Source organism: Streptomyces sp. NPDC093568 (assembly GCF_044764945.1).
Classification (GTDB): domain Bacteria; phylum Actinomycetota; class Actinomycetes; order Streptomycetales; family Streptomycetaceae; genus Streptomyces.
The window spans coordinates 1,403,300-1,429,138 of the sequence record NZ_JBIWJD010000001.1; the positions used below are offsets into that span (position 1 = coordinate 1,403,300).

The 25,839-nt window shown below is 72.0% G+C and carries 25 protein-coding genes; 15 read left to right on the forward strand and 10 right to left on the reverse strand.

The features are described 5' to 3' along the window. Positions 1-4 precede the first annotated feature (4 nt). Positions 5-349, forward strand: a complete 345-nt coding sequence (locus ACIRD7_RS05925) for a GNAT family N-acetyltransferase (RefSeq protein WP_403450228.1) — start codon at positions 5-7, stop codon at positions 347-349. A gap of 501 nt (positions 350-850) precedes the next feature. Here the strand turns inward: ACIRD7_RS05925 and ACIRD7_RS05930 are convergent. From ACIRD7_RS05930 to gndA, 4 genes are all read right to left on the reverse strand, one after another. Next, positions 851-1,237 (reverse strand): alpha/beta hydrolase, encoded by a 387-nt coding sequence (locus ACIRD7_RS05930; RefSeq protein ID WP_403450230.1) that lies wholly within the window; start codon positions 1,235-1,237, stop codon positions 851-853. Positions 1,238-1,478: 241 nt separating this feature from the next. Beyond that, positions 1,479-1,775, reverse strand: coding sequence for an alpha/beta fold hydrolase (locus ACIRD7_RS05935; RefSeq protein WP_403451693.1), 297 nt, complete (start codon positions 1,773-1,775; stop codon positions 1,479-1,481). Next, the gene (locus ACIRD7_RS05940) at positions 1,772-2,431 is read right to left on the reverse strand and encodes a hypothetical protein (protein WP_403450232.1); all 660 of its coding nucleotides are present in this window, start codon (positions 2,429-2,431) and stop codon (positions 1,772-1,774) included. Before ACIRD7_RS05940 ends, ACIRD7_RS05935 begins: the two co-directional genes overlap by 4 nt. 232 nt (positions 2,432-2,663) lie before the next feature. Beyond that, a complete protein-coding gene (gndA, locus tag ACIRD7_RS05945; protein WP_403450235.1) occupies positions 2,664-4,103 on the reverse strand; it encodes an NADP-dependent phosphogluconate dehydrogenase in 1,440 nt (479 codons plus the stop codon). Between the two features lie 291 nt (positions 4,104-4,394). On the opposite strand from gndA, the gene ACIRD7_RS05950 reads away from it, so the two are divergent. Further along, positions 4,395-5,579, forward strand: a complete 1,185-nt coding sequence (locus ACIRD7_RS05950) for a transglycosylase family protein (protein ID WP_403450237.1) — start codon at positions 4,395-4,397, stop codon at positions 5,577-5,579. Here the strand turns inward: ACIRD7_RS05950 and ACIRD7_RS05955 are convergent. Further along, complete coding sequence (locus ACIRD7_RS05955) at positions 5,569-6,726, reverse strand: DMT family transporter (RefSeq protein WP_403450239.1); 1,158 nt, start codon at positions 6,724-6,726, stop codon at positions 5,569-5,571. The genes ACIRD7_RS05950 and ACIRD7_RS05955 overlap by 11 nt on opposite strands. A gap of 210 nt (positions 6,727-6,936) precedes the next feature. On the opposite strand from ACIRD7_RS05955, the gene ACIRD7_RS05960 reads away from it, so the two are divergent. The 5 genes from ACIRD7_RS05960 to ACIRD7_RS05980 all read left to right on the forward strand — a co-directional run bounded on the left by ACIRD7_RS05960 (position 6,937) and on the right by ACIRD7_RS05980 (position 13,444). Further along, on the forward strand, positions 6,937-7,692 hold the full coding sequence (locus ACIRD7_RS05960) for a (2Fe-2S)-binding protein (RefSeq protein WP_403451694.1): 756 nt from the start codon (positions 6,937-6,939) through the stop codon (positions 7,690-7,692). A gap of 41 nt (positions 7,693-7,733) precedes the next feature. Next, a complete protein-coding gene (gene glgA / locus ACIRD7_RS05965) occupies positions 7,734-8,885 on the forward strand; it encodes a glycogen synthase (RefSeq protein ID WP_403450242.1) in 1,152 nt (383 codons plus the stop codon). Between the two features lie 51 nt (positions 8,886-8,936). After that, positions 8,937-10,157 carry a glucose-1-phosphate adenylyltransferase gene (gene glgC, locus ACIRD7_RS05970; protein ID WP_403450245.1) on the forward strand — a complete coding sequence of 407 codons (1,221 nt, stop codon included), beginning with the start codon at positions 8,937-8,939 and terminating at the stop codon, positions 10,155-10,157. A 309-nt stretch (positions 10,158-10,466) separates the two neighbouring features. Beyond that, positions 10,467-11,804: a wax ester/triacylglycerol synthase family O-acyltransferase gene (locus ACIRD7_RS05975; protein ID WP_403450248.1), complete on the forward strand. Its 1,338-nt coding sequence runs from the start codon at positions 10,467-10,469 to the stop codon at positions 11,802-11,804. Positions 11,805-11,923: 119 nt separating this feature from the next. Then, a complete protein-coding gene (locus tag ACIRD7_RS05980) occupies positions 11,924-13,444 on the forward strand; it encodes an SDR family NAD(P)-dependent oxidoreductase (protein ID WP_403450250.1) in 1,521 nt (506 codons plus the stop codon). On the opposite strand, the gene ACIRD7_RS05985 is transcribed toward ACIRD7_RS05980, so the two are convergent. After that, positions 13,423-14,247, reverse strand: a complete 825-nt coding sequence (locus tag ACIRD7_RS05985; protein ID WP_403450253.1) for an SDR family oxidoreductase — start codon at positions 14,245-14,247, stop codon at positions 13,423-13,425. The two genes, ACIRD7_RS05980 and ACIRD7_RS05985, sit on opposite strands and share 22 nt — an antisense overlap. A gap of 25 nt (positions 14,248-14,272) precedes the next feature. After that, entirely contained in the window at positions 14,273-14,722 is a 450-nt protein-coding gene (locus ACIRD7_RS05990; RefSeq protein WP_403450256.1) for a hypothetical protein, read from the reverse strand. Positions 14,723-15,195: 473 nt separating this feature from the next. On the opposite strand from ACIRD7_RS05990, the gene ACIRD7_RS05995 reads away from it, so the two are divergent. The 4 genes from ACIRD7_RS05995 (at position 15,196) to ACIRD7_RS06010 (ending at position 17,774) form a co-directional block, all read left to right on the forward strand. Then, complete coding sequence (locus ACIRD7_RS05995; protein ID WP_274246761.1) at positions 15,196-15,369, forward strand: hypothetical protein; 174 nt, start codon at positions 15,196-15,198, stop codon at positions 15,367-15,369. Between the two features lie 53 nt (positions 15,370-15,422). Further along, positions 15,423-15,905 carry a GNAT family N-acetyltransferase gene (locus ACIRD7_RS06000; RefSeq protein ID WP_403450259.1) on the forward strand — a complete coding sequence of 161 codons (483 nt, stop codon included), beginning with the start codon at positions 15,423-15,425 and terminating at the stop codon, positions 15,903-15,905. A gap of 91 nt (positions 15,906-15,996) precedes the next feature. Then, on the forward strand, positions 15,997-16,575 hold the full coding sequence (locus ACIRD7_RS06005) for a TetR/AcrR family transcriptional regulator (RefSeq protein ID WP_403450261.1): 579 nt from the start codon (positions 15,997-15,999) through the stop codon (positions 16,573-16,575). Between the two features lie 17 nt (positions 16,576-16,592). Continuing rightward, positions 16,593-17,774, forward strand: coding sequence for a GDSL-type esterase/lipase family protein (locus ACIRD7_RS06010; RefSeq protein ID WP_403450263.1), 1,182 nt, complete (start codon positions 16,593-16,595; stop codon positions 17,772-17,774). A gap of 4 nt (positions 17,775-17,778) precedes the next feature. On the opposite strand, the gene ACIRD7_RS06015 is transcribed toward ACIRD7_RS06010, so the two are convergent. Together ACIRD7_RS06015 and ACIRD7_RS06020 are read right to left on the reverse strand one after the other, a co-directional pair. Beyond that, positions 17,779-18,522 carry a class I SAM-dependent methyltransferase gene (locus ACIRD7_RS06015; RefSeq protein WP_403450266.1) on the reverse strand — a complete coding sequence of 248 codons (744 nt, stop codon included), beginning with the start codon at positions 18,520-18,522 and terminating at the stop codon, positions 17,779-17,781. A gap of 171 nt (positions 18,523-18,693) precedes the next feature. Further along, positions 18,694-20,037 (reverse strand): amidase, encoded by a 1,344-nt coding sequence (locus ACIRD7_RS06020; protein ID WP_403450269.1) that lies wholly within the window; start codon positions 20,035-20,037, stop codon positions 18,694-18,696. A gap of 288 nt (positions 20,038-20,325) precedes the next feature. Between ACIRD7_RS06020 and ACIRD7_RS06025 the strand changes: the two genes are divergently transcribed. After that, positions 20,326-21,432 (forward strand): serine hydrolase domain-containing protein, encoded by a 1,107-nt coding sequence (locus ACIRD7_RS06025; protein WP_403450272.1) that lies wholly within the window; start codon positions 20,326-20,328, stop codon positions 21,430-21,432. Between the two features lie 36 nt (positions 21,433-21,468). Here ACIRD7_RS06025 and ACIRD7_RS06030 read toward each other — a convergent pair whose 3' ends face one another. After that, a complete protein-coding gene (locus ACIRD7_RS06030) occupies positions 21,469-22,515 on the reverse strand; it encodes a LacI family DNA-binding transcriptional regulator (RefSeq protein WP_403450274.1) in 1,047 nt (348 codons plus the stop codon). A gap of 207 nt (positions 22,516-22,722) precedes the next feature. Here ACIRD7_RS06030 and ACIRD7_RS06035 point away from each other — a divergent pair, with 207 nt between their 5' ends. The 3 genes from ACIRD7_RS06035 to ACIRD7_RS06045 are packed head-to-tail and all read left to right on the forward strand — an operon-like array spanning position 22,723 to position 25,820. Next, positions 22,723-24,015, forward strand: a complete 1,293-nt coding sequence (locus ACIRD7_RS06035; RefSeq protein ID WP_403450277.1) for an ABC transporter substrate-binding protein — start codon at positions 22,723-22,725, stop codon at positions 24,013-24,015. A 6-nt stretch (positions 24,016-24,021) separates the two neighbouring features. Then, the gene (locus ACIRD7_RS06040; RefSeq protein WP_403450279.1) at positions 24,022-24,915 is read left to right on the forward strand and encodes a carbohydrate ABC transporter permease; all 894 of its coding nucleotides are present in this window, start codon (positions 24,022-24,024) and stop codon (positions 24,913-24,915) included. Next, on the forward strand, positions 24,912-25,820 hold the full coding sequence (locus ACIRD7_RS06045; RefSeq protein ID WP_403450282.1) for a carbohydrate ABC transporter permease: 909 nt from the start codon (positions 24,912-24,914) through the stop codon (positions 25,818-25,820). Before ACIRD7_RS06040 ends, ACIRD7_RS06045 begins: the two co-directional genes overlap by 4 nt. Positions 25,821-25,839 lie beyond the last annotated feature (19 nt).

Genomic DNA, 25,839 nt, shown 5'->3' on the forward strand with positions numbered 1-25,839 from the left:
TGCCATGAGCGACATCGAGATCCGTGACGACCGGGCGGCGGGCCGCCTGGAGGCCCTCCAGGGCGACGAAGTCACCGGTCGCATCGAGTACTTCGTCCTCGAGTCCCCGGCGCGCGCCCTCGTCCCGGTGCACACCATCGTGGAACCCGCTCATGAGGGGAAGGGCATCGCCGGCTCCCTGGCACGGGAGCTGTACGGCATCGCCGCCCGCGAGGGAATCGTCGTGGCGCCCCTGTGCCCGTACGTCGTGAAGTGGGCCGAACGCCACCCCGACGAGGCGCCCGCCGCCGACCCGGCGCTGCAGGAGGCGGCGAAGGACTGGCTGCGGGCGCATCCCGAGCGCTTCTGACCGGGGCCCGCACGTGCGCCGATCGGGTCGGTGCCACCTGTGACGGGCCCACTCGGACGCCCGCGTTGACGCCGGGTGAGTGACTGGTGGCGCGCCCGTCGGGTACGCGGGGGAGTAGTCCAGAGCGGACATCACGGACTGCTGGAGGACGCCATGACGAACCCGCATCCGGACCCGGTCCATCCCGACCCGGTCCATCCGGGACCGCCGCCGGGCCCGGAGCCGCACCCCGTGCCGCCCCCGGACCCGCCGCCGGCTCCGGAGCCGCCTCCCGCTCCGGAACCGCCGCCACCCACCCCGGGGCCCCCTCCGCCGGCCCCCGGACCGACCCCGCCTCCGCCCGCGCCCCCCGGGCCGCCCTCGCCGACGCCGCCGGACCCCTCCCCGTCGCCGATCCCGCCGGGACCGGAGCCGGTGCCGAACCCCGAACCCGGGCCGCCGCTCACCTGAGCCCCGCGAACCGGGCGCCGTGCCGCACGGCGGCCCGGAGGTGACCCGCTCCTACGGCGCGATCTCGAACCGAGGCGGTTTCAGGCCCGCCAGGCAGGACCTGTTCGGCGCCATCGGGGAGTTGAAGAACGAGAGGGTGATCGCCCGCGCGCACGGCGACTCGGCGAAGGCGACATGGGCGACGTAGGGGACCGTGACGACGGTGGAGTGGCTCAGCGTGCGGGCGGCGTAGGCGCCGTTGCTCTTTCCGGTCTGGGCGTCGAACCCGGCGGACATGAGAAGCGTCGGAACGCTGCTGCGCGTCACCTTCCTGGTCGCGGGGGACGCCGGCGGGACGTTCCAGGCGCGGCAGTCCGCGTGCAGGAACGGGAGCTGCGGGGCGTTGGCCAGGACCGAGCGGGGGAACCCCGGGAACGCGCGCCGGCCCGCCCGGATCACGTCGTCCTCGCTCTCGAAGGGCGTCCACTCGCGGCAGAAGACGCCGTAGGGGGACGCCCGCGCGCGAGTTCGTCGACCGCCGGGACGTCGACCGCCGGGACGTCGACCGCCGGGACGGCGTTGGCGACCAGCAGATTGACCAGCGCGCCCCCGTCGAGGACGACCTTCACCGGCTGCCCGCCCGCCGGCGGCCGCGCCGTCAGTCGCAGGGGATGCGCCTCCAGCCGCCGGACCTGCTGCGTCAGCAGGCGCGGGAGGTTCGGATAGGGGCTCCGGCAGCGCGGCTGCGCCGCGCATGCCGCGAAGATCGTGTCGATCCCCTCACGGGCGCTGTCCCACGTCCACGGCAGGCTGACGATCTGCGGGGCACGACCGAGTCGATCGCGACCGAGCGGATCCCCTGGGGATGCCGGCGCAGGTAGGTGAGGGCCAGGTCGGTGCCGTACGAGTACCCGTAGACGTTCCACCGGTGGATGCGCAGCGCCCTGCGCAGGTCGGCGAAGTCGGCGGCGTTCTCGGTGGTGTTGCAGGCGCTCAGCTCGACTCCGCGGGCCGTGACCCGGGTGAGGCGGTCGGCACTCCTTGGTCGCGCACCAGGAGCCGCCCGGTCGACGGGGCGTCGTAGCGCAGCCCCACGGCGTCCGCGTAGAAGCGGTCGATCTCCGGGCAGGCGAGGTCAGGGCGCGCGTGGAGCGTCCCGCGCTGGGCCATGACGATCAGGTCGCGGTTGCGGTTGAGGCCCGAGTCGATCAGGAAGGGGATGTCGCCGATCGCGCCGCCGCCGGGACCGCCCGTCATGAACACCACCGGCTCGGCGGCCGGTCTCGCCGACTCGGCCCGGATGATCGCGACGGTCAGCCGGACCGTCGGCCCGCCGCGCCGGGCCCTGTTCTCGGGGACTTCGAGGAACCCGCAGCGACCCGGAATCGGCTCGGGCGTCGCCGGGCAGGGACCGGGCACGAACCGCGCGGGAGCCACCGGCCGCGGCTCTGCCGAGGGCGCCGCCACGGCACCGCTCGGCGTCGGGGCGAGCACGGCCAGGAAGGCAGCCCCCGCCGCGACCAGCGCCACCCCGGTGCGCGGCGTCCCGGCCGCGTCGCCGTGCGCGGCCGTACCGCGTCCGTCTTCGCACGGGCCCGCCGCTCGCGTTCCCGTCCCCGCCTCCCCCTCGAACGGACGGCACGCCGCCCGCACCGATGCCCTGTGCCGCCATGCGATCCCGTTTCTCCGACGTCCCGGCCGCGCGGACATCGACGACGCCGCGGGGCGCCGCCCGCGACGGCGGGCACGGCGTACGTCAGCCTGGGCGGGCGCACATCCGGCCACCACTCGTGGGCGCCGGTCGGAGCAGTCCGGGACACCCGGACAGGGGTCCGCCCCGTGCCGGTGTCGAGAACCCGGGCACGGGGCGGGACGGGGTCAGGAGCTAGGCGGACACCTCCGACCGGTCCCCGCCCCACAGCGTGTGGAACGAGCCGTCCCGGTCCGTGCGCCGGTAGGTGTGCGCACCGAAGAAGTCCCGCTGCCCCTGCGTGAGCGCCGCCGGCAACCGCTCGGCGCGCAGGGCGTCGTAGTACGCGAGGGCCGCGGCGAAGCCCGGCGTGGGCACGCCCTGCCGGGTCGCGGCGATCAGGACCTCACGCCAGTCGTCCTGCGCCTCGGCGATCTCCTGCGCGAACGTCTCGTCCGACAGCAGGCTCGGCAGGTCGGCGCGGGCGTCGTAGGCGGCCCGGATGCGGTCCAGGAAGGCCGCGCGGATGATGCAGCCGCCGCGCCAGATCGCCGAGACCGCGCCCAGGTCGATGTCCCAGTCGTACTCGGCGCGGGCGGCGTCGATCTCGTGGAAGCCCTGCGTGTAGGACACGATCTTCGACGCGTACAGCGCCTGCTCCACCCGGTCGGCGAAGGCCGCGGCCTCGGCCTCGCCGAGCGGCGTCGCCTTCGGGCCGGCCAGCCCGCGCGAGGCCTCGCGCAGCGCCGCGTGCCCGGACAGGGAACGGGCGAAGACCGCCTCCGCGATCCCGGAGACCGGCACGCCCAGGTCGAGCGCGATCTGCACGGTCCAGCGTCCCGTGCCCTTCTGCTCGGCCTGGTCGACCACCACGTCCACGAACGGCTTGCCGCTCGCCTCGTCCACGTGGGACAGCACCTCGGCGGTGATCTCGATCAGGTAGGAGTCCAGCCGGCCCTGGTTCCAGGTCCGGAAGATCTCCGCGATCTGCGCGGGCTCGTAGCCGGCGACGTCCCGCAGCAGCTGGTACGCCTCGCCGATGAGCTGCATGTCGGCGTACTCGATGCCGTTGTGCACCATCTTCACGAAGTGCCCTGCGCCGTCCGGACCGACGTGCGTCACACAGGGCGCACCGTCCTTCGCCTTGGCGGAGATCTTCTCCAGCATCGGGCCCAGCGAGTCGTACGACTCCTTCGGGCCGCCGGGCATGATGCTCGGCCCGTGCAGCGCGCCCTCCTCACCGCCCGAGACGCCCATGCCGACGAAGTGGATGCCCTGCTCCCGCAGGTCCCGCTCACGGCGCCGGGTGTCGGCGAAGTGCGCGTTGCCACCGTCGATGATCATGTCGCCGGGCTCCAGCAGCGGCGCGAACTCCTGGATCACCGCGTCGGTCGGCTCACCGGCCTTCACCATGATCACCAGCCGCCGCGGACGCTCCAGCGCCGCCACGAACTCCTTGGCGGTCTCGGCCGCGATGAACTCGCCCTCGCTCCCGAACTCGTCCACCAGCGCCCGCGTACGCGCCGGCGTCCGGTTGTGCACCGCGACGGTATAGCCGTTGCGGGCGAAGTTCCGGGCCAGGTTGCGGCCCATGACCGCGAGACCCGTGACGCCGATCTGCGCCGAAGTGCTCATGCGTTGGCTCCTAGTGACCTCGATATATCAGCGGTGCCGGTCCTGCCCGCCAGTATTGCCCCATCGTCCATCCTGACGTGCCCGTACTCCGAGCGCACATCCGGGTGGCGCGATGTCGCAGGCACATACGCAGGGAACGCCCCGGCGCACTCACTCGTTGCGGGTGTCGCACAACATGCGCCCCTTGCGCGCCACTTGGCGTGAACGAGCGGCTGATTTTCCGTCTTGTCATGGCCTGTTCGCAGCGCTTACTTTTGCCCCTCCTGACGCATGTCAATGGGGGGCTCCTTCATGGCCGTACGCGGCCGGCACCGCCGGTACCAGCCGAACAGGATCAACCGCGCCTCACTCACCGTCACCGCGGGCGGCGCCGGGATGGCGCTCCCCCTCATCGGCACCGGCGTCGCGCACGCGGCCGACCTGGACACCTGGAACAAGGTCGCCGCGTGCGAGTCGACCGGCAGGTGGCACGTCAACACCGGCAACGGCTTCTACGGCGGACTGCAGTTCGCCCAGTCCACCTGGGAGGCCTACGGAGGCACCCGGTACGCCGGGCGCGCCGACCTGGCCACCAAGGACCAGCAGATCGCCGTCGCGGAGAAGGTGCTCGACGGGCAGGGGCCCCGCGCCTGGCCGGTGTGCTCGGTGCGGGCCGGCCTGACCCGCGGCGGGGACACCCCCGACATCCAGCCGGCCGGCACCCCGAAGAAGACCTCGAAGAAGACCTCGCAGACCTCCGTCCAGGACGTCCAGCCGCAGACCACGCCCCAGTCGCGGGCGGGCAAGGCCGAGATGTACACCGTGGTGCACGGCGACACACTCTCCGAGATCGCCGAGTCACAGGAGGTCAAGGGCGGTTGGCGGGGCCTGTACGCCGCGAACCGCAAGGCCATCGGGGCGGACCCCGACCTGATCCTGCCGGGACAGCGGCTCGCCGTGCGCGGCAAGGCCACGACGACGGCCGAGCCGGCGTCGAGCCCCAGGTCCACTCCGAGGTCGACGCCCAAGGCCACCCCGAAGTCGACCCCCGAGAAGACCTCTTCGGAGCGGCACGAGCAGGCGACGAGCAGTCGCTCGATGGTCGCCCCGGTGAGCGCCTCGACCGGGACGCCGTACCGCAAGGCGGGCGCCTCCTGGTCGAAGGGCTACCACACCGGCGTCGACTTCGCCGTGCCGACCGGCACCTCCGTGAAGGCCGTCGGAGCAGGTCAGGTCGTCAGCGCCGGGTGGGAGGGCTCCTTCGGCTACCAGGTGGTGGTCCGGCACGCCGACGGCCGCTACACCCAGTACGCCCATCTCTCGGCGATCTCCGTGAAGGACGGTCAGTCGGTGGGCGCCGGCCAGCGCCTCGGCCGCTCCGGGTCCACGGGCAATAGCACGGGCCCGCATCTGCACTTCGAGGTGCGGACGGGGCCCGGCTTCGGTTCCGACATCGACCCGGTGGCCTACCTCCGGGCCGGCGGGGTCAGGATTTGACGCGCGTCCGATGCCGGTCGAGCACCGGCATCGGCACGTACGGGCCGCCGTAGAAGGGGCCGTAGAGGTTCGAGGCTCCGTCCTCCGCACGCGGCGGCTCCGCTTCCTCGTACGCCCCCTGAGCGACCTGGGCCGGTATGAGGATCCCGTCGATCCCGTCGATCCCGTCGATCCCGTCGATCCCGTCGGGTACGCGGAGCTCCTCGCGCGGTGCCGCCGCGGCCTGCTCCGGCAGGGCGCCGAGCAGTTCCGCCGCGGGCACCGAGTCCAGGTCGCGTCCGGCGGGGGCCGGCGCGGGAACCACCGGCTCGGCGTCCGTACGCGCGATCCGCTCCGTCGTCAGCAGGATCAGGCCGCCCGCCGCCACCACGCCGCAGCCGAGGGCGAGCACGGTGCCGGTCGTGCCGTAGCGGAAGGTTTCGCCGAACATCGTGATGCCCACCGCGGCCGCCACCACCGGGTTCACGACCGTCAGCGTGGCCAGCGGCGCGGCGAGCCCGGCGCCCCGGTACGCGGCCTGGGACAGCAGCAGACCGGCCGTGGCGAAGACGCCGATCGTGGCCAGCGACGGCAGGTCGGCCGCCGACACCCCGCCGTTCCAATCCACGGCGACGATCTTCGTGAACACCGAGGACATGCCGAAGGCTATGCCGGACGCCGTCGCGAGCAGCATGCTGCGCACCGCCGGATGCCGGTGGGCGGCCCGGCCCGCGACCATCAGCGTCGCGACGACGCCGCCGGTCACGAGGGCCACGCCCACCTGCTCGGCGGCAGCGAGGGACTGCGACTCGGAAGTACCGACCAGGGACAGCAGCCCGGCGAGACCGACGGTCGCCATGATGGCGCCCCGCCAGGCCGTCGAACCGGCCTTGCGGCCCACGAACAGCGCCGCCATCGGCAGCGCGAACACGATCGTCAGGGCACCCAGCGGCTGGACCAGGCTCAGCGGACCGAAAGCCAGCGCCACCACGTGCAGCAGACCGCCGAGGCCGTTCAGCGCGACCGCCGCCCACCAGCCGGCCCGGCGCATCGGCGCGAACTGCTGGCCCGGGGACGACACCGCGACACGCTCCTGTACGATCGCCCCGCCCGCGTAGGCCACCGCGGAGACGAGCGACAGAAGCACGGACAACGCGAGGGCGCTCATGAGCTGCTCCTCTGCGTGAGGCGGGGATGGCGACCCCGGCGCGGCGAACGGTCGGCTTTCATAGTCAACACGATGCCTTCAAAAGCTCTTCCCGTCGTCGTACCAGAGCACGCACTGTGTCGTACTGCCGATGGAGTACTGCGACGGTCAAGTCATCCCCAAGGCGGGTGACCCCGGGCGGAGCCCCCCAGGTGGAAACCCCGAGAGGCCCTGGTACTACTGCTCTTCGTGGACCTCGACCCCGATCTCGCCGCGCTCCGGCCGCTCGGCGGCTTCTTCGTACTACGCACGGTGGGGGAAGCTCCTCGGCCACTGCCGACCCTCGCGGCCGCGTACGGCCCACCTGCGCCCGCGGCCCAGGGAGATCCCCTCGCCTTCCGGGTCCGCAAGGTCGCGAACGCCCTGCGCGCCCCCGAGTTGCGGATCGCCGCCTCGGTGGCCCAGCAGGGCCTCGCCGCCCGACTGTGGTCGGTGACCCTCGGCTGCGCCGCCCTGTACGGCCGGATCCCGGACCTCGACCCCGGCCTGCTGCGCTGGGACCCCGACGGCAGCGCCCCCGACAACCTGTGGCTCGCCCGGGTGCGCCCGCTGCCCGCGGACCCGGCCGCCGTCGCCGACGCCGTCCTGCACGGCCACCTCGAACCCCTGACCGCCGCCCTGCGCTCCCGCCACCGCGTCGCCGAGGGCCTGCTGTGGGGCAACGCCGCCTCCGCGCTCGCGGGCGCCGCCCGGGAGCTCGGCCGGTGGGCGCGCGCCAACGGCCGTACCGACACCGCCGAAGCCGCCCGCACCCTGACCGCCGAGCTCTTCACCCACCCGCTGCTCGCGGGTACCGGCACCTTCACCGCGACCGCCTTCCGGCGCCGTAGCTGCTGCCTCTACTACCGGGTGCCGGGCGGCGGGGTGTGCGGTGACTGTTGCTTCACACGAGCCCCGCGCTCTTCCCCACGCGCCCCATCTGGGTGACCATGAAAGGGCAACCAGCCGCTGAGAACAGGGGGTTCCGGGTGCGAGTGGGACTGCTGACCCGGGAGTACCCGCCGGACGTGTACGGCGGCGCCGGTGTCCATGTCGAGTTTCTCGCCCGGGAGTTGCGGGATCTCGTCGACCTCGAGGTGCACTGCTGGGGCGAGGGCCGCGCGGTGGGCGTGGTGCGGCACCGCCCCTGGTCCGTGCTCGACACGTCCAACGACGCGCTGCGCACCTTCTCCGTGGACCTCGCGATGGCCGCCGGCCTCCAGGGCCGCGAACTCGTCCACTCCCACACCTGGTACGCCAACCTCGCCGGCCACCTCGGCAAGCTCCTGTACGGCATCCCGCACGTGATGACGGCCCACTCGCTGGAGCCGCTGCGCCCCTGGAAGGCCGAGCAACTCGGCGGCGGATACGCCCTTTCCAGCTGGGCCGAGCGCACCGCGATCGAGGCCGCCGACGGGGTGATCGCCGTCTCCGGGGCCATGCGCGAGGACATCCTCGGCTGCTATCCGGCGCTGGACCCGGAGCGCGTCCACGTCGTGCACAACGGCATCGACACCACCCTCTACCGCCCCGACCACGGCACCGACGTGCTCCGCCGGTTCGGACTCGACCCCGACCGCCCGTACGTGCTGTTCGTCGGTCGCATCACCCGCCAGAAGGGCGTGCCCCATCTGCTGCGCGCGGTACGGCACATCGACCCCGCCGCGCAGGTCGTGCTGTGCGCGGGCGCCCCCGACACCCCCGAGATCGACCGGGAGTTCCGCGACCTCTACCAGGAGCTGAGCCGGGTCCGTGCGGGCGTGCACTGGATCCCGCAGATGCTGCCGCGTCCCGAGGTGATCCAACTCCTCACGCACGCCGCCGTGTTCGTCTGCCCCTCGGTGTACGAACCCCTCGGCATCGTCAACCTGGAGGCGATGGCCTGCGGCACTCCCGTGGTGGCCTCGCGGGTAGGCGGCATTCCCGAGGTCGTCGAGGACGGCAAGACGGGCCTGCTCGTCCCGCTGGACGACGACTTCGAGGCGGGCCTCGCGCGGGCGCTGGACTCGGTGATCGGCGACCCGGAGAGCGCGGGCCGGATGGGGGAGGCCGGACGGGAGCGCGCGGTGGGGGAGTTCGGCTGGGACGCGGTGGCACGGCGGACCGTGCGGCTGTACAGGGAGATCCTCAAACAGGCTTAGCGCGCGCTGGTCAGGGGCAGGCTGGGATCAACCACGGTGAGGGGAGCGGCCATGCGTCGTGGCGGACCTTCGGTGCTCGGAATCGTCCTGGCGGGCGGAGAAGGCAAACGCCTGATGCCCCTGACCGCGGACCGCGCGAAACCAGCGGTCACCTTCGGCGGAACGTATCGCCTCGTGGACTTCGTCCTCTCCAACCTCGTCAACGCCGACATCCTGCGCATCTGCGTGCTCACGCAGTACAAGTCGCACTCCCTGGACCGGCACATCACCACGACCTGGCGGATGTCCAGCCTGCTCGGCAACTACATCACCCCGGTCCCGGCCCAGCAGCGGCTGGGCCCGCGCTGGTTCCTCGGCAGCGCGGACGCGATCCTGCAGTCCCTGAACCTGATCTACGACGAACGGCCCGAGTACGTCGCGGTGTTCGGCGCCGACCACGTGTACCGCATGGACCCGCGCCAGATGCTCGCCCAGCACATCGAGGGCGGCGCGGGTGTCACGGTGGCCGGCATACGCGTGCCGCGCGTCGAGTCGTCGTCCTTCGGCGTGATCAGCCCCGGCTCCGACGGCCAGACGGTGGAGCGGTTCCTGGAGAAGCCGGCCGACCCGCCCGGTCTGGCGGACGACCCCGAGTGTGTGTTCGCCTCGATGGGCAACTACATCTTCAGCACCAAGGCCCTCGTGGAGGCGCTCCAGCGGGACGCCGAGGACGGGAACTCCGTGCACGACATGGGCGGTTCGATCCTGCCCCAGCTCACCGACCGGGGCGAGGCCCAGCTGTACGACTTCAGCGCCAACCACGTCCCCGGTGAGACCACTCGTGACCAGGGCTACTGGCGGGACGTGGGAACGCTGGACGCGTACTACGACGCCCACATGGACCTGATCGCCGAGCGCCCCGCCTTCAACCTCTACAACCGCAGCTGGCCCATCTACACCCACTCGGGCCAGCTCTCCCCGGCCCGCTTCAACGCGGGCGGCATCGCGAGCGAGTCCATCATCAGCGCCGGCTGCCTGATCCGCGGCCAGGTCACGCGGTCCGTGCTGTCGCCGGGCGTGGTGGTCGACCCGGGGGCGGTGGTGCAGGGGTCGGTGCTGCACGACAACGTGCACATCGGCCGGGGCGCGGTGGTGCGCGGGGCCGTGCTCGACAAGAACGTCGACGTGCCCCCGGGCGCGACGATCGGGGTCAATCCGGAACGGGACGCCGAGCTGTACACCGTTTCCAAGGGCGGAGTGATCGCGCTGGGCAAGGGGCAGCGGGTGTCGTGAGGACCCGATGGGCGACCCCGGTGCCGTGTGAGGGCGCCGGGGTCGTTGTCATGCACCCGCGCACGGGGGTGGGGTCGCCCGTCCGTGGCGCGCGGCCGCCCCTCCGTGACGCCTCCCGGGTGACACGCTCGGGATGCCCGGTGCCGCTACCCGTGGTGGAGTGACCTCATATGCACCATGAGTCCCGCCCCTTTCGCTGGGGGCGGGACTTAATCTGCTGTTAACTGTGCGTAGCTTGATCGTACTTGACTGTAATCGCCCGCGGGCGATTGACTTCTGGTCCACCCGTCGCCGACGCGAGGCAAGCCATTGACTTCTGACCTGCTCGCACCTCTCGACCTGGCGTTCTGGAACATCGAGTCCGCCGAACACCCCATGCACCTGGGCGCGCTCGGTGTCTTCGCCACGCATTCGCCCACCGCCGGCGCCCACGCGGCCGATCTGCTCGCCGCGCGCGCCGCGGCCGTGCCGGGGCTGCGGATGCGGATCCGGGACGCGTGGCAGCCGCGGGGTCTGCTCCAGCCGTTCTCGTTCGGTGGCGCCACCCGCGAGCCCGCTCCGGACTTCGATCCGCTCGACCACGTCCGGCTGCACGCCCCCACCGCCGACTTCCACGAGGAGGCCGGCCGGCTGATGGAGCGTCCGCTGGAGCGCGGAAGGCCGCCGTGGGAGGCGCATGTGCTGCCGGGCGAGGACGGGCAGTCGTTCGCCGTGCTCTTCAAGTTCCACCATGCCCTCGCCGACGGACTGCGTGCCCTGACGCTCGCCGCCGCCGTCCTGGACCCCATGGACCTGCCCGCCCGCAGGCCGCGCCCCGAGGAGCCCGCGCGCAGCCGGCTGCCCGATGTGCGGCGGCTGCCGGGGCTGGTGCGCGGCGCCCTGTCCGACGTCGGCCGGGCCCTCGACATCGGCGCCTCCGTCGCCGTGTCGACCCTCGGGATGCGCTCGTCGTCCGCGCTGACCGCCCAGCCGAGCGGCACCCGCCGTACCGCCGGAGTGGTCGTCGACATCGACGACGTGCACGTGATCCGCAAGGCCGTCGGCGGCACCGTCAACGACGTGCTCATCGCGGTCGTCGCCGGCGCCCTGCGCCGCTGGCTCGACGAGCGCGGCGACGGCAGCGAGGGCATCGCGCCGCGCGCCCTGATCCCCGTCTCCAAGCGCCGCCCGCGCACCGCGCACCCACAGGGCAACCGGCTTTCCGGCTACTTGATACGGCTTCCGGTGGACGACCCCGACCCGCTGCGCCGCCTCGGGACGGTCCGCGCCGCGATGGACCGCAACAAGGACGCCGGCCCCAACCGGGGCGCGGGCGCCGTCGCCCTGCTCGCCGACCACGTCCCGGCGCTCGGCCACCGCCTCGGCGGACCGCTGGTCGGCGGGGCCGCCCGGCTCTGGTTCGACATCCTCGTCACCAGCGTCCCGCTGCCGGGCATCGCCCTGAAGCTCGGCGGCCACCCCGTCACCGAGGTCTACCCCTTCGCCCCGCTGGCCCGCGGCCAGTCGCTGGCGGTGGCGATCTCGACGTACCGCGGACGCGTCCACTACGGACTCGTCGCCGACGCCGAGGCCGTACCGGACCTCGATGTGCTGGCCAGGGCCCTGTCGGAGGAGGTCGCGGAGCTGATCGTCGCCTGCGGTCCCTGAGCCCGCCGCCCGGCCCGCTTCGCCGGTTTTTGGAGGTGAGGCCCGGCGCTCCGTAGAATTCCGCGTTCGAAAGCGAGCGCGACCGGAGCGCCGCGGGTGATCAGGGAACGGCAGCGGCGATGACGGTGACACAGGACGGCTCGGCGGCGACCACGGCCGAGGTCGTGTACGAGCCCGGCGACGAGGTCGTGTACGGCCCCGGCATCGACCCCGAGCGGCTCGCCGTATGCCTCAGCGTGCTGGAGGAGCTCGACAAGCTGGAGGTCGATCACCCCGACGCCATCGCCGTGCGCCGGGCCACCGCCGGTGTCTACCGCACCGTGAAGCAGCGCCGCCGCCAGGAGCGCCGGGCCGCGAAGACCGCCCACGACAAGGCGGTCACGGAGGCCACGGCGACCGGCTCCGCGCAGCGCATCGACGACGAGACCGAGGGTCTGCTGCCGTCGTCGGCGACGGAGGAGGGACGGATCGCGGGGATACTCCAGCGCCCGCGCTCCTGCTACACCTGCAAGACCCGGTACGTGGAAGTGGACTACTTCTACCACCAGCTCTGTCCCGACTGCGCCGCCCTGAACCGGGCCAAGCGCGACGCCCGCGCCGACCTCACCGGCAAGCGCGCCCTGCTCACCGGCGGCCGCGCCAAGATCGGCATGTACATCGCGCTGCGGCTGCTGCGCGACGGCGCGCACACGACGATCACCACGCGCTTCCCGAAGGACGCCATCCGCCGCTTCAAGGCCATGGACGACTCCGGGGACTGGATGCACCGCCTCGAGGTCGTCGGCATCGACCTGCGCGACCCGGCCCAGGCCGTCGCGCTCGCCGAGCAGGTCGCCGAGGCGGGCCCGCTCGACATCCTGATCAACAACGCGACCCAGACCGTACGGCGGCTGCCGTCCGCCTACGCCGCGCTGGTCGAGGGCGAGAGCGCCCCGCTTCCCGCCGGGGAGCTCCCCGCCCACCATGTCATCGGCGCCTTCAACTCCGGCGCGGTCGACGGCCTCGCCGCGCTGCCGCTCGGCACCAGCGGCCTCGACGCCCAGAAGGTCGCCGACCTCGCGCTGGTCGCGGGCAACGCCAGCGTCGCCCGGCACCTCGACGGCACCGCCATCGACGCGGGGGGCCTCGTCCCCGACGTCGTCGACACCAACACCTGGGTGCAGACCATCGACCAGATCTCCCCGGTCGAGCTGCTGGAGACCCAGCTCTGCAACTACACCTCGCCCTTCATCCTGATCAGCGCCCTTCGCCAGGCGATGGCGCAGGCCGCGAAGCAGGCGGCGAGCGGACGCGCGTACGTCGTGAACGTCTCGGCGATGGAAGGCGTCTTCGGCCGTGGCTACAAGGGTGCCGGGCACCCGAACACGAACGCCGCGAAGGCCGCGATGAACATGGTCACGCGGACCAGCGCGCAGGAGATGTTCCAGAGCGACGGCATCCTCATGACCTCGGTCGACACCGGCTGGATCACGGACGAACGTCCCCACTACGACAAGCTGCGGCTGGCCGAGGCCGGGTTCCACGCGCCGCTGGACCTGGTGGACGGGGCCGCTCGGGTGTACGACCCGGTCGTGCGGGGCGAGGCCGGGGAGGACGTCTACGGGGTCTTCCTGAAGGATTACGCGCCCGGTAAGTGGTAGTCGCCGCTGGGCGGCTGCGGGTCGTCGGAGGCTGGTCGCGCTCCTGAGGCGGGCCGGCGTGCGGCTCGTACACGGGTGCCGCCGTCCACCAGCAGGTCGGCTCCGGTGATCCACTCCGCGGCGTCCGACGCCAGCCACAGGACCGCCCGTGCGACGTCCTCGGGCTCTCCGATGCGGCCGAGCGGCAGGCCGGGCGCGATCTCCTTCTCTCCCGGCTCCCACACGAACCGTGCCATCTCGGTCCGTACGAGTCCGGGGGAGACGGAGTTGACCCGCACCTTCGGGCCGAGCTCGCCCGCGAGCTGCTGGGTCAGGTGCAGGAGGGCGGCCTTGCTGGTGCCGTAGGCCCCGACATCCGGGCCCACGTGCCCGGCGCCCTCCGTGCAGACGTTGACCACCGTGCCGCCGCGCTCGCGCATCCAGGCGTGCCAGGCGCACTGCACGAGCCGCAGCGGCGCCTCGACGTTCACGGTGAAGGCCGTGCGCCACGCCAGGGGATCGGCGTCCATCAGGGGGCCGTACGGCTGGTTCGTCGCCGCGTTGTTCACGATCACGTCGAGCCGGCCGAACTCGCGCAGGGCGAGGTCCACCACCGCCCGCGCATGATCGGTGCCGGCCACGGTGCCGGCCAGCCCCACCCCGCCCAGCTCGGCGGCCGTCCGCCGCACCTCGTCGGCGTCCCGCGCCGTCACGCAGACCAGCGCCCCGGCGGCGGCCAGTTCCCGGGCGACGGCGTGCCCGATGCCGCGCGTGGCGCCGGTGACGATGGCGACCCTGCCCCGCAGACCGTACGACGGCGTCATCGCCGTACGGTCTCATGACGGGTCGTCAGTTGACAGCCCCGAGCGGTGAGTGCCTGGCAGCGACCATCTCCAGTACCGCGCGCCAGTCCTCGAGGACCCCGGCGTCGAACTCCGCGCTGCGGCCCTCCTCGTCCGCCTGGTGCAGGCGCAGCAGGTCGTCGTCGGCCGCGTCGCGGGCCCGGCAGTGATCGCGGACCAGGCGGGAGACCCGCTCGCCGAGCAGGGGGCGTACGGCGTCCGCCGCGCAGTCGGAGTGGCGGCTCACGTCGCCCGGGCGCAGCAGCGGGCCGATGGCATGAACGAGCCCCGCGACCTGGAGTTCCTTGTCGGCGGGGCGGACCCGGCGCAGTAGTGCGGCCGTCTGCAGGGCGTGTTGGTGGAGATCGACTCGGGTGTTCCCGAGGCCCGGGGCGTCCCGGGTGCCCCGGCAGGCGTACAGCAGATCCATCAGCTCTTCGACACTGCGCAGCTCCATGCGCCAGTCCTCCCGCCGGACAAGCCGTTGCCGTACGTCAGCAGATCATGGCCGCCTTGCGAATCGGCCAACGGGACTTGAACTGCGCTGCGTCCTGTGGACTCGAGCCGGGCAGGAGAGCGCTGTTGAACCGAACGGGTGACTTGTAAACGGCATATTACGTAGGGAAACGGGAGATAGCACGCAGATGAAAACTGGTCGACTCCGGATAGTTACAGGTTGTTTGCAGCCCCATCGAGCGGGCGCCCGCTCATTTGGTTAATCTGTAGCGGACGGACAGTTCTACAGGGTCCCAACCCACACCCATGGTCCGTCCCGGGACAAGCCGGTGCACAACGGCCTGCTCGCACACCAGTTACCGGCGCCACCGCGTCCGAGCCGACTTTGAGTAAGACCCGAGCGGGCGTCAGGTGCCGGACCGCAGACTGGACCGGCCCCGCCCCGAGGGTGATCCGACACAGAAGGAGTGCGCGGTGACACCTGAGAAGACGAATCGCGAACAGCGCCCCAAGGAACGCACGGAGCGCGCGGGCGGCCGGTCCAAGGAGATCGGCAGTCTCGATGTGTGGGCCAGGTCCGCCCCCATCCGCCTGGCGGGGTACGAGGACGACCTCGCCGAGCCCCACATCCTGCCCAGCGTCGACTGACGGGCAGAAGACTTCGCGATCGCCGACCGCATGGGCGTGCGACACTCACGCCCATGCTGATCAGAGAAGCCGCGGCCGACGACTGGCCGCGGATTTGGCCTTTCTGGCACCGGATCGTCGCCGCCGGCGAGACCTACGCATGGGACCCGGACACCTCTGAGGACGCCGCGCGGGCCTTGTGGATGAGCCCCGCCAAACGCGTCTACGTCGTCGAGGACGAGGCCGGAGCCGTCGTCGCCTCCGCGTACGTCACCCCCAACTACGGCGGCCCCGCCGCGCGCATATCCAACGCGGGCTTCATGGTCGACCCCGCCCGTGGTGGCCGCGGCATCGGCCGTGCCCTCGCCGAACACGTCCTGGTTGCGGCCAAGGCCGACGGCTACCGGGGCATGGTGTTCAACGCCGTCGTCGAGACGAACCCCGCCGTCGCGCTGTGGACCTCCCTCGACTTTCAGGTCATCGGCACGGTCCCGGACGCCTTCGACCATCCCCGGCACGGGCGGGTCGGGCTGCACATCATGTACCGAGCGCTTTAGGAGAAGGGTCTCCCGGGGTCTCCCGCTGTCGGTATTTGCCTAAATGCTTTAGGCGACTGCATAATCGCTTCTGGCAGAGGGGAGGACCGCTGTGGTGCGCGCAGGACTGAGTGCGGAGCGTCTGGTCCGGGCCGGCGCGGAGCTGGCCGACGAGGTCGGTTTCGAGCAGGTGACCGTGTCGGAGCTCGCCCGGCGCTTCGACGTCAAGGTCGCGAGCCTGTACTCCCATGTGAAGAGCTCCCAGGACCTCACGACCCGGATCGCCCTGTTCGCGCTGGAGGAGCTGGCCGACCGGGCCGCCGACGCCATTGCCGGGCGGGCCGGCAAGGACGCCCTGGTCGCCTTCGCGAACGTCTACCGCGACTACGAGCGCGAGCACCCCGGCCGCGCCGCCGCCGCGCGGATGCGGCTCGACCCCGAGACGGCGGCCGCCAGTGCGGGCGGCCGGCACGCGCAGATGACCCGCGCGATCCTGCGCGGCTACGACCTCGCGGAGCCCGACGCCACCCACGCCGTACGGCTGCTCGGCAGCGTCTTCCACGGCTACGCCAGCCTGGAGTCGGCGGGCGGCTTCAGTCATAGCGCGCCCGACTCCGAGGAGAGCTGGACCCGGATCCTGGACGCCCTCGACGCCCTGCTGCGCAACTGGCCCACCCGGCCCACCCCTTGATCGACAGGCTGAGAGACATGGACACCGAGCACGACTGGGTCACCACGCCCGTCACCGCTGACCTCCTGCGCGGAGCCCTCGACGTCGAGCACACCGAGCACGGCGTGCTGCCGCACCGGCTGCCCGCGCGGGCACGCGCCCAGAACACCGACGGGCAGCTGGCCATGGCCGAGTCCCAGCCCTCCGGCGTACGGCTGGCCTTCCGCACCCGCGCCACCGCCGTCGAATTGGACACGCTGCCCACCAAGCGCAGCTACGTGGGTGCCCCGCCCCGCCCGGACGGCCTGTACGACCTGCTGGTCGACGGCCGCCGCGCGGGACAGGGCAGTGTGACCGACGGCCATGTCGTGGTCGTCGACATGAGGGCCGGGACCGCCGAGCACCGGGCCGGCCGGCCCGGCACCGTTCGCTTCACCGGACTGCCCGACGGCGACAAGGACGTCGAGATCTGGCTGCCGCACAACGAGACGACCGAACTGATCGCCCTGCGCACCGACGCCCCCGTCGAGCCCGCGCGCGAACCGGGCCGCAAGGTGTGGCTGCACCACGGCAGTTCGATCAGCCACGGCTCGGACGCCGCCAGCCCCACCGGCATCTGGCCCGTCCTCGCCGCCACCCTCGGCGGCGTCGAGCTGATCAACCTGGGCCTGGCCGGCAGCGCCCTGCTCGACCCGTTCACCGCACGCGCCCTGCGCGACACCCCCGCCGACCTCATCAGCGTCAAGATCGGCATCAACCTGGTCAACATGGACCTGATGCGGCTGCGCGCCTTCGGTCCCGCGGTGCACGGTTTCCTCGACACCATTCGCGAGGGGCACCCGACGACCCCGCTGCTGGTCGTGTCGCCGATCCTGTGCCCGATCCACGAGGACACCCCTGGGCCCTGCGCCCCCGACTTCAGCGGCCTCGGCCGAGGCCAACTGCGGTTCGTGGCGATGGGCGACCCGGCGGAACGCGCCGGCGGGAAGCTGACCCTGGGCGTCATCCGGGACGAGCTGTCCCGCATCGTGCGGCAGCGGGCGGCCGACGACCCGAACCTGCACTACCTCGACGGCCGCGACCTGTACGGCGAGGCCGACTCCGCCGAACTCCCGCTGCCCGACGACCTCCACCCGGACGCCGCCACCCACCGCCGCATCGGTGAACGGTTCGCACGGCTGGCCTTCACCGCGGACGGGCCCTTCGCCTCGCCGGCTTAGTGCGTCAGGCGCGGCAGCGCAGCATCTGCAGCGGGGGGTTGGCGAGGAGGTCCGCCCAGAAGTCCGCGCCGAACTCGCGCACGCCGGCCTCGGACACCTCCAGCGGGACCCAGGTCGGTTCGCCGAAGCCCGCCGCCCGCAGGCTCCGCTCGTAGACCTCGCGGCGCGGGCAGGCGGCGACGAACGAGATCGGCTCCGGGTCGAGCAGGGCCGTGATCCGGAAGCGCGGGCCCGTCTCGGCGTCCTCGCCCGTCGGCTCGCAGCGGAAGCCGTACCTGTCCAGGGGCGGCTCGCCCGGACGGTAGTCGGGATTCTGCGCGAGCACGAAGAACTCGCCGCCGGGCACCAGGCTGCGGTGCACGTTGCTGCACATCCGCTCCATGGCGGCGATGCCCTCGGAGTAGTTGAGCAGCTGGACCCCGAGGGCGATGTCGAACTGCCGCCCAAGAGGCCGCAGTTCGGTCACATCGCCCACTTCGTAGCGCACTCCCAGCGGGTCGCCCTGCTCGAACCTCTGCGCCGCGGCGACCATTTCACCGGAGATGTCGATGCCCAGCACCTCCGTGGCACCGCGCCGCTTGAACTCCCTGCTGTAGAAACCGGTGCCCGAGGCCAGGTCGAGCACCGACTTGCCGCGCACGTCACCGACCAGGCCCAGGAAGCTGGGCACCTCCCCGTACCGCGTCAGCGGCAGTGCCTTGAAGCCCTCGAACGCCTCGCCGATCTCGTCGTACAACTGCACGCTCATCGTGGTGTCCTCCTTCGCGCTTCGCCATGTCCGTGGCGCGGCCCCCGTGGGCGAGGCGGGCCGGGGCCACCGCTTGGCAGTCTCTCCAAATGTCGGAGGACCGCCGTATCGGCAGAAGCCACAAAGATCCGGACGTCTTCCCAGCTGGGCGTACGAAAGGGACGGGCAGGGCTAGTCCAGCGGCGCGGTCCGCCGCCAGGGGCGCAGCGTCTCGATCCGCTCCGCCAGGGCCAGCAGGTCCGCCTCCGATCCGGGGCGCCCGACCAGCTGTACGGCGGTGGGGGCGCCGGACGGCAGGGTGCCGAACGGGACGGCCATCGCGGGCCAGCCGGTGAGGTTCCACGGTGGCGTCATCGGCGAGTAGTTGGTGTTCGCCAGGACGTTGCGCAGCCAGCCCCGCTCGTGCCAGGGCTCGGACCGGGGGGAGCGGCGGGCGAGGGCCGGGGTGAGCAGCACGTCGTACTCGGCGAAGAACGGCTCCAGGCGGCGGCGCAGCTGCCCCCGGCTCTCACCGGCCCGCGCCCGCTCGACGAAGCGCCTGCCGACGGCCGCGTGGACCCGGGTCCGGCGGGTGAGCCGACGCGGGTCCAGGTCCTGGGCGTCCACGGCCGTCCCCGCGGTCCAGTGGGTCAGTGACGTCACGCCCAGCGACATCGGGTACGGCGGGTCGGCGCGCCGCACCTGGTGACCGGCCCTGATCAGCAGCCCCGCGGCCTCACGGGCGGCGGTGGCGTACGGCTTGCTGACGGCGACGCCCGCGATCGGGCTGCGCAGAGACACGGCGATCCGGTACGTGCCGGCGGAGTCGGGGCGTACGACCTCGGTGCCGGACAGGACCGACAGCATCAGCCGCACGTCCTCGGCCGTCGTGGCCAGCGGGCCGTTCTCCGACATGCCGAACCAGTCGCCGTCGCTCACCCCGGCGGGGACCACGCCGGTGCCGGGCTTGATCGTGAGCACGCCGCAGTTGGCCGCCGGTATGCGCAGCGAGCCCATGCCGTCGTTGCCGAGGGCGATCGGCGTCATGCCCGCGGCGACCGCGGCCGCGCTGCCGCCGGACGAACCGCCCGCCGTACGCGAGGTGTCCCAGGGGTTGCGGGCCGTGCCGTGCACGCCCTCGGTGGTGCCGAACACACACAGCTCCGGCACGTTCGTCAGCCCCACGACCACCGCGCCGGCGGCCCGCAGCCGGGCCACGGTCACATGATCGTCGGCGGCCGGGGCGTCCGGCGTCGCCGCGGAGCCGATGAGCTTTGACTCGCCGCGCACCGCGAGATTGTCCTTGACGGCCACCGGCACGCCGGCCAGGGGCAGTTCGGCGAGGTCGGCACGCGCGCCCACCTCGTCGGCCTCGGCGAGCGCCGCCTGCGCCCGCACCACCCGGAACGCGCCGACCCGCCCGTCGAGCCGCTCGATCCGCGCCAGGTGCTCGGCCACCACCTCCCGGGGCGTGGCGCGCTTCTCCCGTACGGCGGCGGCGATCTCGGCGGCGGTCCGGTCGACCCAGCTGGTCACGGGCGCTCCTCAGGGTTACTTACGAGTATGTAGGAGAACTCTGCCGGGTGGCGGCCCCGGCGTCGAGAGGGCTGCCGGGCTTGGACATTCGCGTGGCTCCCGGCGTCCGGCGGCGACACCTAGGAGCGCTCCACCCGCCTCGTGACCGACGGCGAGAGCGAACGGCGTGTAGCCGGCGTCCGGGTGACCGGCTCGTGCGCGGCGGCCCGGCTCGCGGAGTTCGGGCTGTACCGCTCGCGGGTCTAATTCGGTTGACCGGGACGGTGCCGTACGGGCTGGATGGGGCCCATGGCCGATATCCAGGGCACCTACGACCGTCTGTTCATCGCCGTGCCGAACGCGCTGGCCGACATGCTGGACGCGGGGGACGCGGGCGGCTCCGTCGCGGTCTTCGTGGACGGCGAGCCGGTCGTGGACGTCTGGGGCGGCTTCGCCGACGCGGATCGCACCGTCCCGTGGGAGCGCGACACGATCGTCAACGTGTGGTCCGTGACCAAGACCATGACGGCACTGTGCGCCCTGGTCCTCATCGACCGCGGCGCACTCGACCCGGACGCACCCGTCGCCCACTACTGGCCCGAGTTCGCGGCGGCGGGCAAGGAGAAGGTGCTCGTACGCCACCTGCTCTCGCACACGGCCGGCCTGCCCGACTGGGACGGGCCGGTCGACGAGCTCTACGACTGGCCGGCCGCCACGTCCCGGCTCGCCGCGCGGTCCACCCGCTGGGAGCCGGGCACCGCCGCCGGATACCACTCCCTCACCCAGGGATTCCTGGTCGGCGAGGTCGTGCGCCGGGTCACCGGCCGCAGCGTGGGGGACTTCCTCGCCGCGCAGGTGACGGGCCCGCTGGGCGCCGACTTCCACATCGGCCTGCCGGCCGAACACGACCACCGGGTCGCCCCCGCGATTGCGCCGACGGGTCAGGACGAGGACTACTCGGCGAGCGCCCCGGGCAACCCGACGGGCTCCGAGGCGGGCAACGGCGTGCGGGTGCGCGACGGCAACAGCCCGGCCTGGCGCCGCGCGCAGATCCCGGCCGCGAGCGGATACGGCAACGCCCGCTCGGTCGCCCAGGTGCAGTCGGTCCTGGCGTGCGGGGGAGAGGTGGGCGGTGTACGGCTGCTGTCCCGGGCCGGCTGTGAACGCGCCTGGGAGGAACAGTTCGACGGTGACGACCGGGTCCTGGGCATGCCCATGCGCTGGGGCCTGGGCTACGGCCTGTTCGGCACCGCGTACGGCTGGGGCGGCTGGGGCGGATCCCTGATGATGCTGGAACCCGACAGCCGGATGGTGGTGGCCTACGTGACCAACCAGATGCGCGAGCCCGCCGAGGACACCCGGGGCATGGAGATCGTGACGGCGGCCTACGAGGGGCTTCAGGGGCTGCGCCTCTGAGTCCGGGCGACCCCGCCGGACGTCGACGGCGGACCGTCACACGTCCCGCGCCACCCCCGTACTTCCCCGCTCGACCAACGTCGGCACGGGCACCCGCACGGCCCGTGCCGACCCACCGTCGAGCAGCGCGGTCAGCTCGCGTGCCGCCGTGCGGCCGAACTCCACGCTGTCCCGGGACAGGGCCGACAGCCACGGCTTGACCATGCGGCACAGCGCCGAGTCCTCCCAGGAGACCACCGAGACGTCCGCCGGTACGGAGAAGCCGAGTTCGCTCGCCGCGGCGGCGCCGGCGACGGCCATCACGTCGTTGTCGTAGATCAGCGCGGTCGGGGGAGCGGTGCCCTCAAGGACCCGGCGGGTGACCGCCGCGCCCTCGGCGTCGGAGTAGTCCGTGGTCACCGACCGCACCTCGGACAGGCCACGGCGCCCGGCCTCGGCACGCAGGGTGCGGACACGGCGCTCGGTGTGGGCGAGCCCCGGCAGACCCGCGATGTGCACGATCCGCCGGTGGCCGAGCGCGTACAGGCCGTCCACCACCGAGGCCATCGCGCCCGCGTCGTCGGCCCAGACGGTCGAGAGGCCCGGGTGGCGTTCGTCGGGCGCGCCGCCGATCACCACCGCGGGCAGGCCGAGTTCGTCGAGGAGGTCGGGGCGGGGATCGTCGGTGCGCGGGTCGACGACCAGGACGCCGTCCACCCGGTGCTCGGCCCACCAGCGCCGGTACACCGCGCACTCGTCGGCGACGTCCTCCACCACCTGGAACAGCAGGCCGAGATGGCGCTCCGCCAGGACCTCCTGGATGCCCGAGACGAGTTGCAGGAAGAAGGAGTCCACGCCGAGGGTGTCGGCCGGGCGGGCCAGCACGAAGCCGACCGTCGCCGCGCCCTCCCCGGACAGCGCGCGTGCCGCCGTACTGGGCCGCCAGCCCAACTCCTCGGCGACCTGCCGCACCCGGTCACGGGTGTCCTCGGACACGCCGGGCCGGCCGTTCAGCGCGAAGGAGACCGCGCTCTGCGAGACCCCCGCGTGCCGCGCGATGTCCTTCATCGTCGGCCGACGGGCCGGTGACCGCTTGCCTGACATGGTGCTTCCCCATTCCGGCGACACATTCCCGAGCAGTATGCACTAATGCGGTTCAGTCCGGTGACCCTAATGCGGTTCAGCTGCGCAGACCTAATGCGCATTAGTCACTAATGAAATTAGCAGCGCGAGAGCCATTGACGGGCCCGTGGAACGGCGTGCAGGGTCTGCCTCGTCCACCAACCCGCCCGCAAAGGAGGCCGGTTCACGGTGCCCGCATCCCGTAGAGCCCTCGCTGTCGCATTCGCCGTCTGCCTCGCCCTGCCGCTCAGTGCCTGCGGCTCCGGAGGCGACGACAACGCCGCCGCCGACGCCTCCGGCAAGGTCGAGGGCGACATCACCTTCCAGACCTGGAACCTCCGGGCCAACTTCAAGGACTACTTCGAGGGCGTGATCGCCGACTTCGAGAAGAAGTACCCCGGCACGGACGTCAAATGGATCGACCAGCCCGCCGAGGGCTACGCCGACAAGATCAGCGCCGACGCCGCCGGCGGCACGCTCCCCGACGTCGTCAACGTCTCGCCCGACCTCGTCGCCCCGCTCGCCAAGGCGGGTCTCGCGCTCGACCTCGACAAGGCGGCCGGCCAGTACAAGAAGGAGTACCTGGACGGTGCCTGGGCCAGCCACCAGGTGCCGGGCGTCCCGGGCACGTACGCCTTCCCCTGGTACCTCAACACCGGCCCGCTCTTCTACAACAAGACCCTCTTCAAGGAGGCCGGCCTCGACCCCGAGCAGCCGCCGAAGACGTACGACGAGGTCTTCGACGCCGCCCTGAAGATGGCCGAGGAGACCGACGGCAAGGTCGCCACCCTCGCCAACGTCCCCACCATCGAGGACTTCGGCCGCTACGGCGTCGAGCTCATGAACAAGGAGGGCACCGCCTTCTCCTTCAACGACGCGAAGGGCGTGGAGCTCCTCACCAAGTACAAGGAGCTGTACGACGCCAAGGCCCTCGACCCGCAGGCGCTGACCGCCACCCCCGAGTCGTCCGGCAAGAAGTTCCTCACCGGCGCCGTCGCCATGAACCCCGGCAGCGCGCTCGACCTCGGCAACTTCAAGAAGCAGGCGCCGAACCTGTACAAGAACATCGGCATCACCGACCAGATCACCAGCACCGGCCACGTCAACATGTACGTGATGGGCGTGATGGTCAACGCGCAGACCAAGCGCACGCCCGCAGCGGTCGCCTTCGCGCACTACGTCACCGACGCCGAGCACCAGATGTCGTTCGCCAAGCAGGTCGCCATCTTCCCCAGCACCGCCGGCTCGCTCGACGACCCGTACTTCACCAAGGAGGACGGCACCGACGAGACACGGGTGCGGATCGCCGCCGCCAAGTCGCTGAAGAACGCGGTCAACTACACGCCGGTGCTGTTCAGCGAGCAGATGAAGACCGAGCTGCGCAACGAGGTCGCCAAGGCCTTGCAGGGCAAGGAGAGCCCCGAGGAAGCTCTCGACAACGCTGTCAAGGCGTGCAACACGCTGCTCCAGCAGCAGGGTTAGACCGCGATGGCCCTCTCCACCGTCTCCCGGGTGCGGCGCCAGCTGCCCACCAGCCCCTGGCTGTTCGCCGCCCCGGGCCTGCTGATCACCGGCGCCTTCATCCTGTACCCGTTCGTCTCCACCCTGGTCAACGCCTTCACCGACCGCCGCACGCTGATACCGGGCAAGTTCGTGGGCCTGGCCAACTTCCGCGAGCTGCTGAACGACGACATGTTCTGGATCGGCCTGCGCAACAGCACGCTCTACGTCCTCGGCGTCGTCCCGGCCCTCGTCGTCCTGCCCCTGCTGCTCGCGCTGCTCGTGCAGAAGAACATCCCCGGCATCACCTTCTTCCGGTCCGCCTTCTACACCCCGGTCGTCGCCTCGATCGTCGTGGTCGGGCTGATCTGGGTCTGGCTGCTCGACGAGCGGGGACTGGTGAACTCGCTCCTGGAGACGATCGGGGTCGGCCGGGTCGGCTTCCTCAGCGACCAGTGGCTGCTCCTGCTGAGCGCCATGGCCGTGACGGTCTGGAAGGGCCTCGGCTACTACATGATCATTTATCTGGCCGCGCTCGCCAACGTGCCCCGTGAACTGCACGAGGCGGCGGCCGTGGACGGCGCCGGACCGGTCCGCCGCTTCCTCACGGTCACCGTGCCCGCCGTCCGCTCCACCATGGTCCTGGTCGGCGCGCTCTCCTCGGTCGCCGCCTTCAAGGTGTTCTCCGAGGTGTACCTGATGGCGGGCCCGAGCGGCGGCCCGGCGGGCGAGGACACCACCCTCGTGATGCTCGTCCAGCGCACCGGCACCGGTCTGACCGGCCGCGTCGGCTACGCCTCCGCCATCTCCGTCGTCGTCTTCGTCATCACCGTCGCCCTCATGCTGCTCGTGCTGCGCGCCGACCGGAGGGAGGAGTCATGAGCGTCATGGAGAAGGTACGGCCCACCCCCGCGAAGCCGGCCGCCCCGCGCGAGCGCCGCGTCACCGACGAACACGGCCGCCGCGTCCGCGTCTGGGAACTCGCCCTGCGCTACCTACTCCTGCTGGCCGTACTGGCCCTCACCGTCGGCCCGTTCCTGTGGCAGCTGTCGACCTCGCTCAAAGGCCCCACCGAGGACATCTTCAGCTCCCCGCCGAAGTTCCTGCCCGGCGACCCCACCCTGCACAACTACGAGCGGGTCGCCGACACCATCCCCGTCTGGGACTACGCCCTGAACTCGCTGAAGGTCGCCGCCGCCAACGTCGTCACCAACTGCGTCGGCGCGGCCCTCGCCGGATATGCCCTCGCCCGGCTGCGCTACCGGGGCCGCCGCGTCGCCACCCTCGTCTTCATCCTGGCGATGCTCGTGCCCGTCGAGGGCATCATCATCGCCCAGTTCACGACGATGCGGGAGCTCGGCCTCAACAACACCCTCATCGGCGTCGTCCTGCCCGGCTGCATCAGCGCCCTGAACGTCCTGCTGATGCGCAACGCCTTCCTCAACCTGCCGTACGAGATCGAGGAGGCGGCCTACGTCGACGGCGCCAACGTCTGGCAGCGGTTCCTGCGCATCGCGCTGCCGTCGGTGAAGGGCACCCTCGCGGTCGTCGCGATCTTCGCCTTCATGGGCGCCTGGGACGACTTCCTGTGGCCGCTGATCGTGCTGAGCGACCCGTCCAAGTTCACGCTGACCATCGGCCTCAACTATCTGCACGGCACCTTCGCCAACGACGAACGACTGGTCGCCGCCGGCACGATCATCGCCGTCGCGCCGCTGATCGCCCTGTTCGCCTGTCTCCAGCGGTACTTCTTCCGCGGCGTCGGCGAGGGCGCCGTCAAGGGCTGAACCCCGACCTGCCTCGCAC

Excerpts from the sequence above, each read along its gene's own strand:
- ACIRD7_RS05925 (WP_403450228.1), top strand. The coding sequence starts at position 5 with ATGAGCGACATCGAGATCCGTGACGACCGGGCGGCGGGCCGCCTGGAG.
- gndA (WP_403450235.1), bottom strand. The coding sequence starts at position 4,103 with ATGAGCACTTCGGCGCAGATCGGCGTCACGGGTCTCGCGGTCATGGGC.
- ACIRD7_RS05950 (WP_403450237.1), top strand. The coding sequence starts at position 4,395 with ATGGCCGTACGCGGCCGGCACCGCCGGTACCAGCCGAACAGGATCAAC.
- ACIRD7_RS05955 (WP_403450239.1), bottom strand. The coding sequence starts at position 6,726 with ATGAGCGCCCTCGCGTTGTCCGTGCTTCTGTCGCTCGTCTCCGCGGTG.
- glgC (WP_403450245.1), top strand. The coding sequence starts at position 8,937 with ATGCGTCGTGGCGGACCTTCGGTGCTCGGAATCGTCCTGGCGGGCGGA.
- ACIRD7_RS05980 (WP_403450250.1), top strand. The coding sequence starts at position 11,924 with ATGACGGTGACACAGGACGGCTCGGCGGCGACCACGGCCGAGGTCGTG.
- ACIRD7_RS05985 (WP_403450253.1), bottom strand. The coding sequence starts at position 14,247 with ATGACGCCGTCGTACGGTCTGCGGGGCAGGGTCGCCATCGTCACCGGC.
- ACIRD7_RS05990 (WP_403450256.1), bottom strand. The coding sequence starts at position 14,722 with ATGGAGCTGCGCAGTGTCGAAGAGCTGATGGATCTGCTGTACGCCTGC.
- ACIRD7_RS06000 (WP_403450259.1), top strand. The coding sequence starts at position 15,423 with ATGCTGATCAGAGAAGCCGCGGCCGACGACTGGCCGCGGATTTGGCCT.
- ACIRD7_RS06010 (WP_403450263.1), top strand. The coding sequence starts at position 16,593 with ATGGACACCGAGCACGACTGGGTCACCACGCCCGTCACCGCTGACCTC.
- ACIRD7_RS06015 (WP_403450266.1), bottom strand. The coding sequence starts at position 18,522 with ATGAGCGTGCAGTTGTACGACGAGATCGGCGAGGCGTTCGAGGGCTTC.
- ACIRD7_RS06025 (WP_403450272.1), top strand. The coding sequence starts at position 20,326 with ATGGCCGATATCCAGGGCACCTACGACCGTCTGTTCATCGCCGTGCCG.
- ACIRD7_RS06030 (WP_403450274.1), bottom strand. The coding sequence starts at position 22,515 with ATGTCAGGCAAGCGGTCACCGGCCCGTCGGCCGACGATGAAGGACATC.
- ACIRD7_RS06040 (WP_403450279.1), top strand. The coding sequence starts at position 24,022 with ATGGCCCTCTCCACCGTCTCCCGGGTGCGGCGCCAGCTGCCCACCAGC.
- ACIRD7_RS06045 (WP_403450282.1), top strand. The coding sequence starts at position 24,912 with ATGAGCGTCATGGAGAAGGTACGGCCCACCCCCGCGAAGCCGGCCGCC.